Source organism: Winogradskyella sp. ABM4_392, from assembly GCF_056160445.1.
Window position 1 is genome coordinate 936,769 of record NZ_JBSWXE010000001.1, and the last position, 16,282, is coordinate 953,050.

At 33.4% G+C, this 16,282-nt stretch carries 16 protein-coding genes; 8 read left to right on the forward strand and 8 right to left on the reverse strand.

Going from position 1 to position 16,282, the window contains the following annotated elements; all coding sequences use genetic code 11:
* Positions 1-112: 112 nt before the first annotated feature.
* The 3 genes from ACXAFS_RS04065 to ACXAFS_RS04075 all read right to left on the reverse strand — a co-directional run bounded on the left by ACXAFS_RS04065 (position 113) and on the right by ACXAFS_RS04075 (position 3,041).
* Positions 113-724 carry an FEKKY domain-containing protein gene (locus ACXAFS_RS04065; RefSeq protein WP_475305474.1) on the reverse strand — a complete coding sequence of 204 codons (612 nt, stop codon included), beginning with the start codon at positions 722-724 and terminating at the stop codon, positions 113-115.
* 185 nt (positions 725-909) lie between these two features.
* A complete protein-coding gene (locus ACXAFS_RS04070; protein WP_475305475.1) occupies positions 910-1,494 on the reverse strand; it encodes a hypothetical protein in 585 nt (194 codons plus the stop codon).
* Between the two features lie 269 nt (positions 1,495-1,763).
* Positions 1,764-3,041, reverse strand: coding sequence for a YncE family protein (locus ACXAFS_RS04075; RefSeq protein ID WP_475305476.1), 1,278 nt, complete (start codon positions 3,039-3,041; stop codon positions 1,764-1,766).
* A 436-nt stretch (positions 3,042-3,477) separates the two neighbouring features.
* Between ACXAFS_RS04075 and ACXAFS_RS04080 the strand changes: the two genes are divergently transcribed.
* From ACXAFS_RS04080 to ACXAFS_RS04110, 7 genes are all read left to right on the forward strand, one after another.
* Positions 3,478-4,869, forward strand: a complete 1,392-nt coding sequence (locus tag ACXAFS_RS04080; RefSeq protein WP_475305477.1) for an arginine decarboxylase — start codon at positions 3,478-3,480, stop codon at positions 4,867-4,869.
* A 172-nt stretch (positions 4,870-5,041) separates the two neighbouring features.
* Positions 5,042-5,983, forward strand: a complete 942-nt coding sequence (gene speB, locus ACXAFS_RS04085) for an agmatinase (RefSeq protein ID WP_475305478.1) — start codon at positions 5,042-5,044, stop codon at positions 5,981-5,983.
* Positions 5,973-6,950 carry a deoxyhypusine synthase family protein gene (locus ACXAFS_RS04090; protein WP_475305479.1) on the forward strand — a complete coding sequence of 326 codons (978 nt, stop codon included), beginning with the start codon at positions 5,973-5,975 and terminating at the stop codon, positions 6,948-6,950. The genes speB and ACXAFS_RS04090 overlap by 11 nt, the downstream gene beginning before the upstream one ends.
* A gap of 15 nt (positions 6,951-6,965) precedes the next feature.
* Positions 6,966-7,292, forward strand: coding sequence for a hypothetical protein (locus ACXAFS_RS04095; RefSeq protein ID WP_475305480.1), 327 nt, complete (start codon positions 6,966-6,968; stop codon positions 7,290-7,292).
* A gap of 75 nt (positions 7,293-7,367) precedes the next feature.
* Positions 7,368-7,781, forward strand: coding sequence for a VOC family protein (locus ACXAFS_RS04100; protein WP_475305481.1), 414 nt, complete (start codon positions 7,368-7,370; stop codon positions 7,779-7,781).
* Complete coding sequence (locus tag ACXAFS_RS04105) at positions 7,781-8,557, forward strand: RMD1 family protein (protein ID WP_475305482.1); 777 nt, start codon at positions 7,781-7,783, stop codon at positions 8,555-8,557. Before ACXAFS_RS04100 ends, ACXAFS_RS04105 begins: the two co-directional genes overlap by 1 nt.
* A 162-nt stretch (positions 8,558-8,719) precedes the next feature.
* Complete coding sequence (locus ACXAFS_RS04110; RefSeq protein ID WP_475305483.1) at positions 8,720-9,088, forward strand: hypothetical protein; 369 nt, start codon at positions 8,720-8,722, stop codon at positions 9,086-9,088.
* A gap of 14 nt (positions 9,089-9,102) precedes the next feature.
* Here the strand turns inward: ACXAFS_RS04110 and ACXAFS_RS04115 are convergent, their stop codons facing one another.
* Positions 9,103-10,536, reverse strand: coding sequence for an MptA/MptB family glycosyltransferase (locus ACXAFS_RS04115; RefSeq protein WP_475305484.1), 1,434 nt, complete (start codon positions 10,534-10,536; stop codon positions 9,103-9,105).
* Positions 10,537-10,626: 90 nt separating this feature from the next.
* On the opposite strand from ACXAFS_RS04115, the gene ACXAFS_RS04120 reads away from it, so the two are divergent.
* Entirely contained in the window at positions 10,627-11,055 is a 429-nt protein-coding gene (locus ACXAFS_RS04120; protein ID WP_475305485.1) for an SRPBCC family protein, read from the forward strand.
* Between the two features lie 3 nt (positions 11,056-11,058).
* On the opposite strand, the gene ACXAFS_RS04125 is transcribed toward ACXAFS_RS04120, so the two are convergent.
* Genes ACXAFS_RS04125 through ACXAFS_RS04140 form a run of 4 tightly spaced genes read right to left on the reverse strand, consistent with a single transcriptional unit; the run spans position 11,059 to position 16,271 of the window.
* Entirely contained in the window at positions 11,059-12,492 is a 1,434-nt protein-coding gene (locus ACXAFS_RS04125; RefSeq protein WP_475305912.1) for a cellulose synthase family protein, read from the reverse strand.
* A gap of 56 nt (positions 12,493-12,548) precedes the next feature.
* A complete protein-coding gene (locus tag ACXAFS_RS04130; RefSeq protein ID WP_475305486.1) occupies positions 12,549-13,253 on the reverse strand; it encodes a glycosyltransferase family 2 protein in 705 nt (234 codons plus the stop codon).
* A 31-nt stretch (positions 13,254-13,284) separates the two neighbouring features.
* Complete coding sequence (locus tag ACXAFS_RS04135; RefSeq protein WP_475305487.1) at positions 13,285-14,907, reverse strand: 4Fe-4S binding protein; 1,623 nt, start codon at positions 14,905-14,907, stop codon at positions 13,285-13,287.
* A 14-nt stretch (positions 14,908-14,921) separates the two neighbouring features.
* Positions 14,922-16,271 carry an FAD-dependent oxidoreductase gene (locus ACXAFS_RS04140; protein WP_475305488.1) on the reverse strand — a complete coding sequence of 450 codons (1,350 nt, stop codon included), beginning with the start codon at positions 16,269-16,271 and terminating at the stop codon, positions 14,922-14,924.
* Between the last annotated feature and the right edge of the window lie 11 nt (positions 16,272-16,282).

Here is a 16,282-nt window from a genome sequence, read left to right on the forward strand (position 1 = left end):
TGCGTGGTTTAGCACTTAACTTTACAAGTACACACCAAACTGAAAATCCGCGAGGATTTTCAGAAGTAGGCGAGTTGTAGCAATTACTAATAGCCATTGTTGTACACAGTTTTTATTTTCTTTTTAATAGGTAACAATTACTCTTTAACAGAATGTTCTCACCGTCGTAGAAGTCAATTTGCTTTTCCAAATCATCCATAAACTCCAGTTCATCAGCTGGACAAACAATTATAAAATGTCCTTTATTAATTAGTTCACCAAATTTGTCAAAAATTGAAATTCTCGCATTGTTTTTATGATTATGCATATAGTCTATATTATACCAATAGCCAGTTCCACTTTTTTCAATCCAAAATGCTGTCTTTGGAATGTTCGTCAGTTTCATTAAAGAATCAACCTCTCTTTTGTATTCAGATTTCCATCCAATTCCGTTTAGTTTGTCCAAATAATTGTCCATTTGCGAATTGTATATTTCAATTCCGTTTTGTTCAACTGCGCTTAACGTGCAACCAAAGCCAACGATTTCAAAACCATACTTTTTACTCACATTATTTAAATCCGATGGCGTTAGCATTGATTCACCAACATAGACTATTTTTGGATTGTTTTTTGCAATGTCAGTTTTAGCAGTCAAATAATTATATCGACTGAAAAATCCGAAATTCCAGAGTGAAAGTCCGATTCCGATTATCAGGACTGAAATCAAGATTGATTTTTTACTCATCGTCTCTCAAATTGCGTACAACGGTCTCGTATAACCGTCAGTTACGGTTTTAAAGTTAATAATTTTCGGTTTAGCACAGACGTTAGCAATTCCGAGTGGATTCGTTTAAGCCTGTCCTGAGCGTAGTCGAAGGGTAGTCGAATCCGCCGTAATTGCGGTTATACATTGTTGTGCATAGTTGTTTTTTAATCATTCCAATAATCTCTATTAGCAATTTTATTCGAAATACTGTCAATAATTTTCTTGTGTTTTCCAATTGGTTCAAATTCCAACAACTTTGGATTTTCAGTCAGCCATTTTTCAACAATTCCAGAACTCCAAGCTTCAGGTAATTTTTTGTAATCGATATAGTTTGACATATAGGCAAATTCATTTACCATTGAAATCTTGTCTTTGTCAAAATCATTTTTAAACTGACTTGCAATTATATAACCTTGATGACAACATCGTAAATGTTCCGCATAAAGTTTGGTGAAAATCAGAGTCACATATTTTTCGTGAGCGTTTTTGTCAATAGTTCTTAGCTCTTTAAAGGCTTTAATAACGTCAAATGGAATTGAGTCTAAACTTTCTGAACGATTTGGTGCGTATTGTTTAGAAAATTCCGCTACGACTTTTTTTACATCCTGTGATTTAAATTCCGCTTTAGAGGTTTTGGTTTCCTCAAATTTCGCAACTCTTTCATTCCAAGTATCAATCTGTTTCTGCTTTTGATTGCAACTAATCAGCAGAAATAAAATAGCTAAAAAAAGGATTTTGTTCAAATTCACAATGTTTTTCTTAAATGCACCACAACGTTTTTGTGTATGCCTCGTTAGGGAAAATCAGCTATGATTTTCCTTCGTAACCGAAAGGTAGCAAATTGCAATGAATTCCAGTAAGGAATTCAACCATAATAAACTATAGATGTTGTTGTATTTTTAGTTATCTATAAACTGAACGTTCAAAGTAAAATAATGACGAGTTATAAATGTGTTCTGTTGAGTAAAGTGGCAATTGTAATGAAGCGTTTTAATGCTGAGGTATCAATGTAGCTTTTCTAATTCGTCTTGTAGACTCTTAGTGCGTCATCTAAAAAATCTGAAAACACGATATGTTTTCCATCTGACGAAATATCTAGTCCTGTTGGTTGGTTGCCACCTTCCCAAAAGTCTTCAACCGTCAATGTTTTAGTGTTAATTAAATAGATTCTACCCATTTCTAAACCTTTTTTGGTATAACCGAGTGTAGGATTGTTAGGACCTCTACATGAAACATATAGATAATTTTCATCGTGTGATAAAACAATTGTATTTGGTTTATCAAACACTTTAATTTTCTTTACAAGACTGTCATTTTTTGTATTGTATACTTCAATTTTCATTGTGCCTAAATCGCTCACATATAAACGTTTTCCATCTTTTGTAATTACTACATGCCTTTTAGAGCCTACTTCACCAAATCTATTTACAGGCTCATTTTTGTTTAAATCTATTTTAAGCATATCCGAGTCTGAAAATTGACACACATAAAGAAAGTTACCGTCTGGTGTTAACGACAGTCCGCGTGGAATTTGATCTAGCTTAAAACTGTAAATATCCTTTTTGCTTTTTAGGTCAATTACTGAAATATCCTTGGATCTCCAATTGCCTGTGTAAACGCAGTTTCTAAAAGGGTCGAATTCTAAAGTTTTGGGCCACTTCCCATTAATTGTTATGGTTTGCTTGAAATCATAAGTGTCTAAATCAAAAACATGAATGGCATTTGCAAACATCTGGCTAACCCAAAACTCTCTTCTTTCTTCTATTACTAAAGTTTCTACAAATCCTTTTTTTCTAGCCCATTTATAAGGTGGTTGTACTCTTTTAACTTCGTCTGTAGCTACATTAATAATATTAATACCATTATCATGAAGTAGTGGAACACTTACATGTAAAGAGTCTATAAAAGTGACGCTTTTAGGCTGTTTACCAGTTTTAATATAGTTTGAAAAATGATGTGTCTGATCTTTTTTGTCAAAAATAAAAACAGGTAGATTTTCCTTATGATAATTCTCGGTATTATAAATAATTGAATCATAACCTTTATTAATTAAGGTAAGAGTTGGCTTTGTTTTTAAATCGTCTTCATCTAATTGTATTTCTATAAGACCTAGTGTTTTATCACTAGATACAACCTTGTATTGTAAATTATTAGTATTAGTTAAAATTTCTACATTCTCAAATGGTTGAATATAGCATCTAAAGCCAGGCGGAAATATACTTTCATAAAAAAACAAGAAAGTAATAATAGAAATTACTAATAGTGAAAATAAGGTTAGCTTTTTATTTATTCTCATTTTAAAAAATCAATATTCTATTTAGTTTTTCAAATAGTTCACAACTGTATTTATAACAGCCTGTATATTAGGGATTAAATATAAATTTTTGAAAATTAATTATAAATTGTTTTGCGTATTAAAAAATAACATACATTTGCTGCGAAATTTAGAATCAATAACACAACAGATTCTAAATTTAGCTGAACACATTGAAAACTGTTTTTACGTTCGGGCTTTTGAAAATTAGGAAGTCATATTCAAAAGTAGCTTATAAGATAAGCGTCCGAAATTTAAAGCTAACTTCCGTTTCTCCGATAGCTGCTAGCCAGCATATATATGCTTTTGTACCAACTACACAAAGCCAGTTTCAGATTTGATATAGAGTTAACACAAATTAAGCCTATAACTTTATACCTTTATTTTTTCTGAAAAAACAACCGAGAATAAAACTAAAATGAATACAAAATACATTGATCTTATCGATCAATCCTTTTACTTTCCTCAAGAAGAATTTTATCTAGAGGAAAACACACTACAATTTCATGGTATAGACCTAATGAAATTAATTGAGCAATATGGTGCACCTTTAAAGTTTACCTATTTGCCGCAAATTTCTAATAACATTCAGCGTGCCAAAACATGGTTTGCAGATGCTTTTGCAAAACACAATTATAGTGGAACATACAACTACTGTTATTGTACCAAAAGTTCACACTTTAAACATGTGTTAGACGAAGGTTTAAAAAATGACATTCATATTGAAACCTCTTCTGCTTTTGATATAGATATTGTAAATAGCCTGAAGAAAGAAGGGAAAATTACAGATAAAACCTATGTAATTAGTAACGGTTTTAAGCGCGAAAAATACATTAATAATATTGCCGAGTTAATCAACGGAGGTCATCAAAACTGTATACCAATCATAGATAACTATGAAGAGTTAGATTTACTTACTGAAGAAATCAATGGTAAGTTTAAAGTAGGTATAAGAATTGCGTCTGAAGAAGAGCCAAAGTTTGAGTTTTACACCTCACGTCTAGGCATTGGTTACAAAAATATTGTGCCATTTTACAAAAATCAGATTCAGAATAATGAGCAAGTAGAGCTCAAGATGTTGCATTTCTTTATCAATACAGGTATTAGAGATAACGCTTATTATTGGAATGAGCTCACAAAATGTCTTAAGGTATACACCTCTTTAAAGAAGATTTGTCCGTCTTTAGATAGTTTGAATATTGGTGGAGGCTTCCCAATTAAAAACTCTTTGGCTTTCGATTTTGATTATGCCTATATGGTAGATGAAATTGTAAACCAGATAAAAACAGTTTGTGAGGAAGAAGAAGTAGACGTACCACATATTTTTACAGAATTTGGAAGTTTTACGGTTGGTGAAAGTGGAGGTGCTATTTACAAGGTGTTATACCAAAAGCAACAAAACGATCGTGAAAAATGGAACATGATTAACTCATCTTTCATTACAACATTACCAGATACTTGGGCAATAAACAAACGCTTTATAATGTTGCCAATTAACCGTTGGCAAGAAGGTTACGAGCGTGTGTTATTAGGCGGATTAACTTGTGATAGTGATGATTATTACAATAGTGAACAACACGTCAACGCCATTTATTTGCCAAAGTATCACAAAGACAAACCATTGTATATAGGATTCTTTAATACAGGAGCATATCAAGAAACCATTGGTGGTTTTGGCGGATTGCAACACTGTTTAATACCAAGTCCAAAGCATATTTTAATACAACGCGATGATAACGGAAACTTAACAACCGAAGTTTTTGCAGAACAACAAAAAAGTGAAGATTTACTGAATATTTTAGGGTACTAAAATATAAAGGCTGAGGTGTCACACTGAGCTTGTCGAAGTGTAATCGAAGCCCAAAAAATAAAAATTAAGCAATAAGAATAAATTTCCCTTTTTTAATTGTCCCCTTGAGGGGACTTTAGGGGTGTTTTAAAAATGTGTAATTAAAAAGATTCCTGCCTTCGCAGGAAATAATATGAAAACAAAAACTTACGCTGGCATTCCAGCAGAGCATTCAAAATTAGATCAATCAAAGATTGTTTTAATCCCAGTACCTTACGATGGTACAAGTACATGGCAAAAAGGTGCTGATAAAGGTCCAGAAGCGTTTTTACACGCTTCAGAAAACATGGAATTGTACGATATTGAGACTGACTCTGAGGTGTATCTTCAAGGTATTCACTTAGCAGATGCGGTTACGGAAAATGCGTCGCCAGAAGCTATGGTGGAAGCTGTGCACGAAGCAACCAAAAAGTACATTAAAAAGAACAAGTTTGTAACCGTTTTTGGTGGTGAACATTCAATATCTATTGGTACTATTAGAGCTTTCAACGAAATGTTTGAAGATTTAACAGTGTTGCACATCGATGCGCATGCAGATCTTCGCGAAAGTTACGAAGATTCTAAGTGTAATCATGCTTGTGCTGTGTATGAAGCGAGCCAAACCACAAATCTTATTCAGGTTGGTATTCGTTCTATGGATGCTATTGAAAAAACAGTAATGGATGAAGATAAAACGTACTTTGCGCATGAGATGGCTGTAGACGATAGTTGGATGGATTCTGCAATAGATCAAATGACGGATAACGTATTTATTACATTCGATTTAGATGCTTTCGATCCTTCTATTATGCCAAGTACTGGTACACCAGAGCCAGGAGGTCTGTTGTATTACGAAACGCTGGAGTTTTTAAAACAAGTGTTTGAAGAAAAAAATGTTGTAGGTTTTGATATTGTAGAGCTTTGCCCAAATGAAAACGAAAAGTCTTCAGACTTTTTAGCCGCAAAATTGTATTACAAAATGTTGAGCTATAAATTTCAAGGTGAGGATGTAGAAGACGATTTTGAAAGTAATTTCAATACAACTTCAAACGGAAACAATAAATTTTCTAAATTTAATGATGAAGATGAGTACTAATAAAGGACATATTACACAATTTATAGAGAAGTATTACCTACACTTTAACGCAGCAGCTTTGGTTGATGCAGCTAAGGGTTACGAGGATGAGCTTATCAATGGTGCTAAGATGTTAGTGTCTTTAGCTGGAGCTATGAGTACTGCAGAGTTGGGTAAGATTTTTGCTGAGATGATTCGTCAAGATAAAGTACACATCATATCTTGTACAGGTGCCAATCTTGAAGAAGACATCATGAATTTAGTAGCGCATAGCCATTACAAGCGTGTGCCTAACTATCGCGATTTAACTCCTCAAGATGAATGGGATTTGTTAGAAAAAGGACTAAACCGAGTTACGGATACTTGTATTCCAGAAGAGGAAGCATTTAGACGTATACAAGAACATATTGTAAAGATTTGGAAAGAGGCTGAAGCTAAAGGAGAACGCTACTTACCACACGAGTATATGTACAAACTGTTATTGTCTGGTGTTTTAGAAGAATACTACGAAATAGATTTAAAGGATTCTTGGATGTATGCAGCAGCCGAAAAGAACTTGCCAATTGTTTGCCCAGGATGGGAAGACAGTACTATGGGTAATATTTTTGCAAGCTATGTGCTAAAAGGAGAGCTTAAGGCAAGTACTATGAAATCTGGTATTGAGTACATGACGTTCTTAGCAGATTGGTACACAGAGAATTCAGAAAAAGGCATAGGTTTCTTCCAAATTGGTGGAGGTATTGCAGGAGATTTTCCAATCTGTGTAGTGCCAATGCTTTACCAGGATATGGAGCGTACAGACACACCATTCTGGAGTTACTTTTGTCAAATTAGTGACAGTACAACAAGTTACGGATCGTATTCTGGTGCAGTACCAAACGAAAAGATAACTTGGGGAAAGTTAGATATTAACACACCAAAATTTATCATAGAAAGTGATGCAACTATTGTTGCGCCATTAATTTTTGCTTACCTTTTGGGTATGTAAATCCAACCTAACAAGATGAACAGAAAAGACCAACACTTAAAACGCGTCATTGTAGACTTTAAAAAACTAACTCCAGAGATTCTTGCGCTTTTAGTAGAGAAATATCCTGATGGTTATGACGACGATCACATTATTACTTTTAGAAATGCTAAAAATGAAGTTGTAGATGCTGTTGAGGTAACTACCGAAGATACCAAGTATTTGGTTAAGGTAAGTACCAAGCTTGCTGTAACTATGGAAAATTACGACGAGGATGATTATGAAGATTACGAAGATGATGATCCAGAAGCAGTACAGGATCCAGAAATGGCTGCAGATGAGGACTCAGATGATTTTGATTAGTAATCGTAATAGGTGTTATTTTATTTTGTAACTTACTTAATATAAAAAAGTTATAAAACTCTAAATGCTTAAATTATGGAAACGTCATTTCACATGTCATTACCGTGTTTGAGTGTAAAGGAAACCCAAGACTTTTACATCAATAACATTGGCGCTTCTGCAGGCAGAACCTCAGAAAATTGGGTAGATATAAATCTGTTTGGTCACCAAATTACATTTATAAAAGCCGAAAAATTTAACTTCAATAATCCTAATTATGTGTTTGAAGGTAAGATTTTACCATCCTTCCATTTTGGTGTTATTGTAGATGTTGATAATTGGAAAAAGATCTATACCAAGCTTACAAAGCAAGCGTTAGAAGTTGTAACCAAAACCACTTTCTTAAAAGATAAAACAGGAGAACATCTTTCATTTTTCATTAAAGATCCTAATGATTATATGTTAGAGTTCAAAAGTTTTAAAGAACCTAAAGACATGTTTTTAGCATAATGTTACCAGTTGTTGCTTATCAAGTAGCAAACACTATCAATATAAAAGCTAGCAGACAGCAATTGCAGTGGCAGTTGCTGTTTCAAGATAGTGATGAGTTGTTTTATTTACACTCAAAAGACAAGTATATCTATCTGTTTCAATACGGAATGGTAAGCTTTTTTAACCTTTCAAAAACTGAAATAGATGAAGCTTTAAATACTATTAAACCGTTGTGCGATACATACTTTGCAGACAAAATTTCTGAAGAAGTTAATGTAGAGATACAAGAAAATACGCTTCAAGTTAATTTTGAAAGCATAGTATTGCCAGATTTTAATAGCGAAATGATACGATTGGTAATGCTTAATGCATCGCAATCTGTAGCATTAAACCGTTATTCTGAAATAACCGAAGCACTGTTAATAGAAACTAACGAGCATACTAAATATTTAGAAGCTAAAGGAAAACTCGATATTTCAGGGAATAAATTGAAACGATTTATTGGTAAAACTCTAAATATAAAAAACAAGATTTCAGAGAACCTATACATCTTTGATTCACCAGAAATTACGTGGGAAGACGAGCAGTTAAATAAATTAAATTCAGATTTAAAACAGACTTTCGATCTTAAGGATCGATACCATGTTATCCATGATAGAATAGAGATTATAAAAGAAAATTTAGAACTCTTTAAAGATATTATGGATCATAGAGAAAGTAGCCGATTAGAGTGGATTATCATTATTCTAATTTTGGTAGAAGTCATAGATATGTTTATTCTAAAATTGTTTTAGCCAAGACAGTATTCTTCACAATAAACCACAGTTATCATTGTCTTAGATAGTGTTCTAAAAGTTTTGGGCTTGAGGTGGTAAACTCCCAATTGACAAACAAAAACAAATAATAGATAGTCTCGCATATAAGAGGTTACGACTATCAAAAAAATATAAATTAAAATGAAAAATAAACACTTTTTAGTATTCGTGTTTTCAATTATGGTATTTAGTGTTAACGCGATAATTAAAAACAAAAACGTATCACAAGAACAAGATACAAAGACTATAACAGCAACTTTTGATGGTTATGATGAAGAAGATGGTTATGCCTTCTTGGTAACTGGCGAAGATGATGAGGAAGATGAAGACATTATGTATTTTCATAATGTTACACCAGAAGTATTAAAAGCTGTAAATCTAAAATCTGATAGCTTAATAGGAGAACGTTTTCAGATAACTTATAAAACTGAAACTTATGAGGAAGAAGATGAATATGGGTATAAAGAAATGTACGAAAAGTACACCATCATAAAGATTAAAAAGATGTAATATTAAAGAGACTGCTAATTAAATTGGCAGTCTTTTTTTAATACCACTTCCAAAAAAAATGCAGAAAATACTACGAAGTATTCTAGAGCTACAATCCATAAATTTTCAGATTTATCTGCTGTGCCGATGCCAAGGTAAGATAGATAACTAAGTATTATTACTAAGCTCCAAATTAGAGGATATTTATAATTGGTAAATACACTCATAGCGATTAGTGTAGCTATATACCAAGGATGAACAGTAGTGCTTAAAAAAAGATAAATTGTAAAAACTAGTAATATGGATGTACTAAGTTTAGGTATGGAGTTATTCTTTTTAAAAACCGAAAATCCTAAAATGACCAAAATTGAAATTAAAGGTAGAATCTTACCAATTATGCCAATTTCATTATAACCAGTAATAGCATAACCAATAGCTCTAAGAATGTAGTAAATGCTAGCATTAAATTCAAAATTATTAAACCACAGTCCAACCGTTTTAGAGTAATTGTTTACAAATTCCATTGAAAAGAATGGGATGAAAAATGCAATTAAGGTTATGCCAACAATGGTATAGAATACAATTAGTTTTTTTATTCCTGCGAATATAGATAAACCATTAGGTTCAGCATAGCTAATCTTTTTTTGTTGACTGTTCTTTTGGTCACTGAGCGAAGTCGAAGTGAACCACCAAAAAAATAATGGCAAAAACATCAACGGAATCAATTTTACTGAAACAGAGCAGGCAAAAACAACAGCTGCCCATTTCCAATAGCCTTTGTGTAGCAAGTATAAACTCCACACTAAAAAGAAAATCATAACACCTTCAAAATGGAGGTTGCCTGTAAGCTCTATGATGATAAATGGGTTTAAGATGTACCAAAAGATTCGTTTAGAAGGTCGTTTTAAGGCTTCTAAAAGCTTTTTTCCAAAATAGAGTGTTCCTATGTCTGCAGCAATAATAAGAAGTCTCATACCTACGACAGAGCTTAAAATGCTACTGCCAGGAAAAAGATTTCCAAGCACAAAACAGACCTGATTTAAAGGTGGGTAATTGGTAAAATTTGAGGCGTTTAGTTTACCCATACCATTATACAGTTCTTGCGCTAGAGGCATGTTAGTGTCACCTTGACTCATTATAACATCTGGTGTGTATAAATACGGATTGAGCCCTTCTATAAGCATTTGTCCATCCCAAATAAACCGATTGAAATCTTGCGATAAATTGGGTAATGCAAATAGAAATAATAGTCTGAATAAGATAGAGGCTATTACTAAAATTCTAAAATAGAATCCGGATGTTTTCAAAATTTGGTAACCTAAAACAAATAAGATGCAATAGAGTAAAATGAGTTGTAATGCATCAGTTCGCTGTGTGTAGTAAGCAAACCATACGTAAAGCATACAGCTTATTAAGATGTAAGCTAATGTTGTCTTTTTGTATTTGTAAATATTGGCTAATTCAAGCATAATATACCCAAAGATAGAATTATTTAAATCTGCTATGTCTTATAGATAAAAAAAGAATAATAACTTTAGAAGGAATTAAAATGAAGAGTTATGAGTCATTCTATTTATTTCAACTTTATGATTAAAGCTGATAAATTCAGTGTTTACAGAGCTATAACAGAGCCAGAGCATTTGGTAAATTGGTGGCCATTAAAATGTTCTGGAATTCCTAATGAAGGCGAGGAATACAATTTTAATTTTACAGATAAATACGATTGGTATGCAGAAGTTAAAAGTGCTAAGCAATGGCATCATATTCATTATAAAATGACTAAATCTGATGATGATTGGAATCCTACAACCTTTGGTTTTGACCTAGAAGAGAAGAATAACGGAATTTATCTTCGCTTTTTTCATAAAGATTGGCCAGAGTGCAATGCACACTTTAAACATTCATCCTTTTGTTGGGCAATGCTCTTAAAAGGGTTGAAAGATTATTTGGAAAAAGGGACAATCGTGCCTTTTGAAGATAGAGAGTAGTACTTAAACTTTAGAGCCTAAAGATTTAAAAAACACATACCCAAAACCAATACAAAGCATTAAGTGAAAAGGAAACAATCCAAAGTCTCCACCTTGATCTCCAACTATAAATGCGCTATAAAGTCCAAATGCAAAATACAGCATTAATAAGCCTTCTAAAACTACATTTTTAGATAAAGATTTCTTAAGGTATTTATTGTTTTTCCAGTTGTCTTTGAATTTCTTAATATTGAATTTTGGTGTTCTTACAAATTCACTCTTTTTACCAATATGGCCTTCTATTACTGCAATTGAGTTATGGAGTGAAAAGCCCATTGCAATTGAGAAAAACGTGAAGAACATACCAATATATCCAAAGAATTTTTTGAAGCCACTTCCGTAGATGTTTTTGTACATAAACCAGTAGCATACAAAGAAAATGATAGTGCTCATAATAAAGAAACTCATAACATAGAAGTAGTCTCTCAAATGCGCATATTCATTCTTAATGTACAACATAGGAATACTTAAAATAGCGACAACGAAGATGCTTAAAAACATTGAGCTATTTAATAAATGCAATAACCCATGAACTTTAGTTTTAGCCGAAATGTTTTTAGACTTAATAACACGCCAAAGCATTTTTCTAAAGTTTTCAGCACCACCTTTATTCCAACGGAATTGTTGAGATCTGGCAGCACTAATAACTATCGGTAGTTCTGCAGGCGTTTCAACATCTTCGAGATATTTAAATTTCCAGTTTTTTAGTTGTGCTCTGTAACTTAAATCTAAATCTTCTGTTAATGTATCTCCTTCCCAGTTTCCAGCATCAATAATACAGTCCTTTCTCCATATACCAGCTGTACCATTAAAGTTTATAAAATGACCTTTACTGTTACGTCCTACTTGCTCTAAAGTAAAGTGAGCATCTAAAGCAAATGCTTGTATTCTGGTTAATAAAGAATAATCTCTGTTAATGTGTCCCCAACGTGTTTGTACAACACCTATTTCTTTATCTTTAAAATAAGGTACTGTGCGTTTTAGCCAGTTAGGTTTTGGAAGGAAGTCCGCATCAAAAATGGCAATAAATTCACCTTTTGCGATTTCTAAACCTTCTTTAAGGGCACCAGCTTTAAAACCAACACGATTGGTTCTTGTAATATGTTTTATATCTAGACCTTTAGCAGCTAGTTTTTCTACATGTGCTTTTGTAGAATGTACGGTTTCGTCTGTAGAATCGTCTAATACTTGAATCTCTAATTTGTCCTTAGGGTAGTCTAGTAAAGCAATGTTATCGAGTAAACGTTCCATCACATACATCTCGTTAAAAACAGGAAGCTGTATGGTAATGTAAGGTACTTCTTCAGGATTATTTAGGTCAAATTTTTCGCAAGTACTACGTTTCTTTTTAGACGATAAATAATTATAAAGAAGGTTTAATTGTGCTAATGCGTACATAAAAATAAGTACGATAGCAATAGTATAAACAACAATAATAAAGTAGTGTAGGTAAATCACTTAAAACTATATTTAAAAATCCATGTTAAGATTTTTACGCCTGCAAATATAGCACCTTTTACCGTTCCTGAAACTTTTGAGACACCTATTCTGTTTTTATATTTTACAGGAATCTCCTTGTAGCTTAATTTTTGCTTTAATGCTTTTAGTTGCATTTCAACCGTCCAACCATAGGTTTTATCTTCCATTTTTAGGGCTAGAAGTTTTTCATATTTTATAGCTCTAAAAGGACCAAGGTCTGTAAAGGTAGATTTAAAAAATAGACGCATTAAGCTGGTGGCTAACCAATTACCAAAAATTTGAGGGCCAGTCATAGAGCCTTCTTCTCGGAATTCTTTAACACGTGCGCCAACAACAAAATCAACGTTTTCTTCTATAATAGGTTGAACAATTTTTGTGAGTTCCTCAGGGTAATCACTGTAATCTCCATCTAAAAAAACCACAATATCTGGTGTTTTTGATTGGTCGCTGAGCGAAGTCGAAGCGATGTATTCCATGCCTTTTAAACATGCATAACCATACCCTTTTTGATGTTCTACTAAAACTGTAGCACCAGCTTGTCTTGCATTTTCTTCAGTATTGTCGGTAGAATTGTTGCTTACAACAATAATTTCATCAACAATAGAAGGAATTTCTTTTATGACATAAGGAACAGAGGCTTCTTCATTATAAGCCGGAATAATGACAACTATTTTGGGCATCTAGTTCGTTTGAAAGTGCAAAATAAAAGCCTTATTTCTGATTTACCAAATCCATTAGATTAACATCGTTACCAAGTAGAATTTCATTAGGATTTATGCGACCTTTCATGCTGTCGTTTTCTAGTTTTAAAACACCTCTTGGGCAAACAGCGCTGCAAACACCACAGCCAACACAGCTGGCACGCACTATGTTTTCACCTTTTTGAGCATAGGCACGTACATCTATTCCCATTTCACAATAGGTAGAACAGTTTCCGCAAGAAATACACTGTCCACCATTGGTGGTGATTCTAAATCTAGATTTAAAACGCTGAACTAACCCTAAATAAGCCGCAAGAGGACAGCCAAATCGGCACCAAACTCTATTGCCAAAAATAGGGTAGAAGCCAGTGCCAATAACACCTGCAAACCAAGCGCCAATTAAAAAGCTGTATGAGTCTTTAATCCATTGAGAATTGATACCAATAAAGGATTTTGCCCCTGTAAAATAGCAATACAAGGTTACTATGGTCATTACTATAGAGATCAATAATACAGAATGTACAACCCATCGTTCTAGTTTCCATGCTTTCAAACTTTTGTCAGAGTGTTGACGGTAAGGATCGCCCAGAGTTTCTGCAAGTCCACCGCAGCCACAAACCCAACTACAATACCAGCGCTTTCCAAAAAAGTAAACCATTAATGGCACAATAATTATCGTTAAGATTGTTCCCCAAACTAATATGAAAAGTCCTATAGCACCACTTTCAGTAAGGTTTTTAATGTTCCATTCAAAGAAAAAATCATAATCTAAAGGAAATGCATTTTTAAAATCATAACCAGGCATGTTGAGACTAGCCATGATCTCTGGAATTAAAAATGCAAAGACAATCTGAAAAAATAATACAGATGTGGTTCGCATTATTTGGTACTTGTTATGGCGATATTTTATATACATTCTTACAGCCATAACCACCATAATAACGCAGTATAAAAATCCGTAAACAAACCATTGGCTGGCATCACCACCATTAAGGGTATTGCTAATTGGGTCTAAAATATATGTCCAGTTTACAACATAGTCTGGCATAAAATAGAGTAGCAAATAAAAGACCACAAGATACACAAGGACTAACCAAGCAATCCAACCACGATTAGTAGCAGATTTATGGTATATACCATTATTTTTTATTCCGGGAGGTCCTAACAACAAAATATTTGGTAAAATATAAAGTAGAGCTCCAATGATGCCTAGTCCAAATGTGAGCCACCACATGAGTGCTGTATTTTCTCTTACAAAACCACTCCCTACTTTTTTAGCCAGATTATAACTAATGGTGTGTGGTTTTCCATGAATTTTATATTTGTACTGTTCTCCTTTTTTTGCCCAGTTTTTTTCAACATTGTATTTAGCAATTTGTTTGTCGTAATAGTTGTTAGAGGTTTCAAGTGCTTTTCTAACAGCTGAAGAAAACTCAAAAATATTCATTTGTTCTTCGGTGACTAAAGCCTTTTTAAGTTCCTTGGAAAAGATGTCACTTTTAATACCTTGTTCTGAGATATACTCATCAAGTTGTGTGTCGGTCATGCTGAAATTTCCTAGAAAAATACTTCCTGAAAATATCGCTAAACCCAAAAGGAAAATAGCTAAACCTATATATTTAATTAGTTTCATGTGTTTTATTTAGCTTAGGATGATGCAAATAATTTGCGCCAATGTTTTTTGCTCAGTTCAATGTTGCTATTGGTATCTTGGTTGTATTTTTTGATAATATCTTTTTCGTGAAGTTTATAAAACTCAGGATCAAAATTAGCAGCTTGTAGATGTTTTAAAACCTTATCAATAGTCCATTTTTCGGTGAGCCATTTGTCAAAAACTTCGTGACGCATTCTTATGCCAAAGGTATTGATGCCTAAGAATTCCTTAGTGTCTTTATGGTAAGCTATGGTAATGCATTTGGTGTCGTCGTCATGTTTCCAATGAAAATGATTTTCATACTCAGGTTTTCCTTTTTTACCATGTACCCAGCCATAGGTTTGGTATTCAATATCTATAAATTTAGCACTGTTAAACCAATGTCCTGGTTTGTATTCTAGTCTATTGCCGCAAATGGTTTGGGCTAAAGTTTCTCCCATCATGCGACCTGTGTACCAAACCGCTTCAATTGGTCTGCGATTACCTATAGCTTCACGTTGCTCGGCGCAATCACCTATAGCATACACATCTTTAATGTTGGTTTCTAAAAAACGATTAACCAAAACACCTTTGTTGGTTTCGATGTTGCTCTCTTTTAAAAATGAAATGTTAGGTGTTACACCTGCTGTTAAGCCTACAAAATCACAAGGAATTTCTTCGCCTGTTTCTTGAATAATGATGGATTTTACTTTTCCGTTATCATCAGAAATGATTTCTTTTAAATTAGTTGAAAGTCTTAAGTCGATATGATGACTCTTTATGTGTCTATTTAGCATTTGGCTTTCACCTTCTGGCAAAACGCTATTCCAAAAACTACTTTCACGCACCAAGAAAGTCACAGGAATATTTCTGGAATTTAGCATTTCTGCTAATTCAATACCAATGAGTCCTCCGCCAACAATGACTGCGCGTTTGCAAACTTTATTGTTTGGTGCATAGATTTCAAGATGTTCTAAATCTTGTTTGCTGTACAAACCTTGCACGCCTTTTAGATTTTCACCTGGCCATCCAAATTTGTTAGGTTTGCTGCCAGTTGCAATGACTAATTTGTCATAACTCATTTGGTCGCCTTCAGCAAAATGAAGTGTTTTATTATCAGTATCAATAGTCTTTACATACCCTTTTTTTAGTTCGATATTGTTTTTCTTCCAAAACCAATTTTCGTAAGGTTGTGTGTGTTCAAACTTCATGTGTCCCATGTACACGTACATGAGTGCAGTGCGAGAAAAGAAATAATCACTTTCGGCAGAAATGAGTGTTATTTTTTTATCTGATAACTTTCTAATATGTCTGGCAAGAGTAACGCCAGAAATACCGTTACCTATTATGGCAATATGTTCCATTGTTTTGGTTT

Coding starts and splice junctions, on each gene's coding strand:
- ACXAFS_RS04065 (WP_475305474.1), bottom strand. CDS start 724: ATGAGTAAAAAATCAATCTTGATTTCAGTCCTGATAATCGGAATCGGA.
- ACXAFS_RS04075 (WP_475305476.1), bottom strand. CDS start 3,041: ATGAGAATAAATAAAAAGCTAACCTTATTTTCACTATTAGTAATTTCT.
- ACXAFS_RS04080 (WP_475305477.1), top strand. CDS start 3,478: ATGAATACAAAATACATTGATCTTATCGATCAATCCTTTTACTTTCCT.
- speB (WP_475305478.1), top strand. CDS start 5,042: ATGAAAACAAAAACTTACGCTGGCATTCCAGCAGAGCATTCAAAATTA.
- ACXAFS_RS04090 (WP_475305479.1), top strand. CDS start 5,973: ATGAGTACTAATAAAGGACATATTACACAATTTATAGAGAAGTATTAC.
- ACXAFS_RS04095 (WP_475305480.1), top strand. CDS start 6,966: ATGAACAGAAAAGACCAACACTTAAAACGCGTCATTGTAGACTTTAAA.
- ACXAFS_RS04100 (WP_475305481.1), top strand. CDS start 7,368: ATGGAAACGTCATTTCACATGTCATTACCGTGTTTGAGTGTAAAGGAA.
- ACXAFS_RS04105 (WP_475305482.1), top strand. CDS start 7,781: ATGTTACCAGTTGTTGCTTATCAAGTAGCAAACACTATCAATATAAAA.
- ACXAFS_RS04110 (WP_475305483.1), top strand. CDS start 8,720: ATGAAAAATAAACACTTTTTAGTATTCGTGTTTTCAATTATGGTATTT.
- ACXAFS_RS04115 (WP_475305484.1), bottom strand. CDS start 10,536: ATGCTTGAATTAGCCAATATTTACAAATACAAAAAGACAACATTAGCT.
- ACXAFS_RS04120 (WP_475305485.1), top strand. CDS start 10,627: ATGAGTCATTCTATTTATTTCAACTTTATGATTAAAGCTGATAAATTC.
- ACXAFS_RS04125 (WP_475305912.1), bottom strand. CDS start 12,492: ATGTACGCATTAGCACAATTAAACCTTCTTTATAATTATTTATCGTCT.
- ACXAFS_RS04130 (WP_475305486.1), bottom strand. CDS start 13,253: ATGCCCAAAATAGTTGTCATTATTCCGGCTTATAATGAAGAAGCCTCT.
- ACXAFS_RS04135 (WP_475305487.1), bottom strand. CDS start 14,907: ATGAAACTAATTAAATATATAGGTTTAGCTATTTTCCTTTTGGGTTTA.
- ACXAFS_RS04140 (WP_475305488.1), bottom strand. CDS start 16,271: ATGGAACATATTGCCATAATAGGTAACGGTATTTCTGGCGTTACTCTT.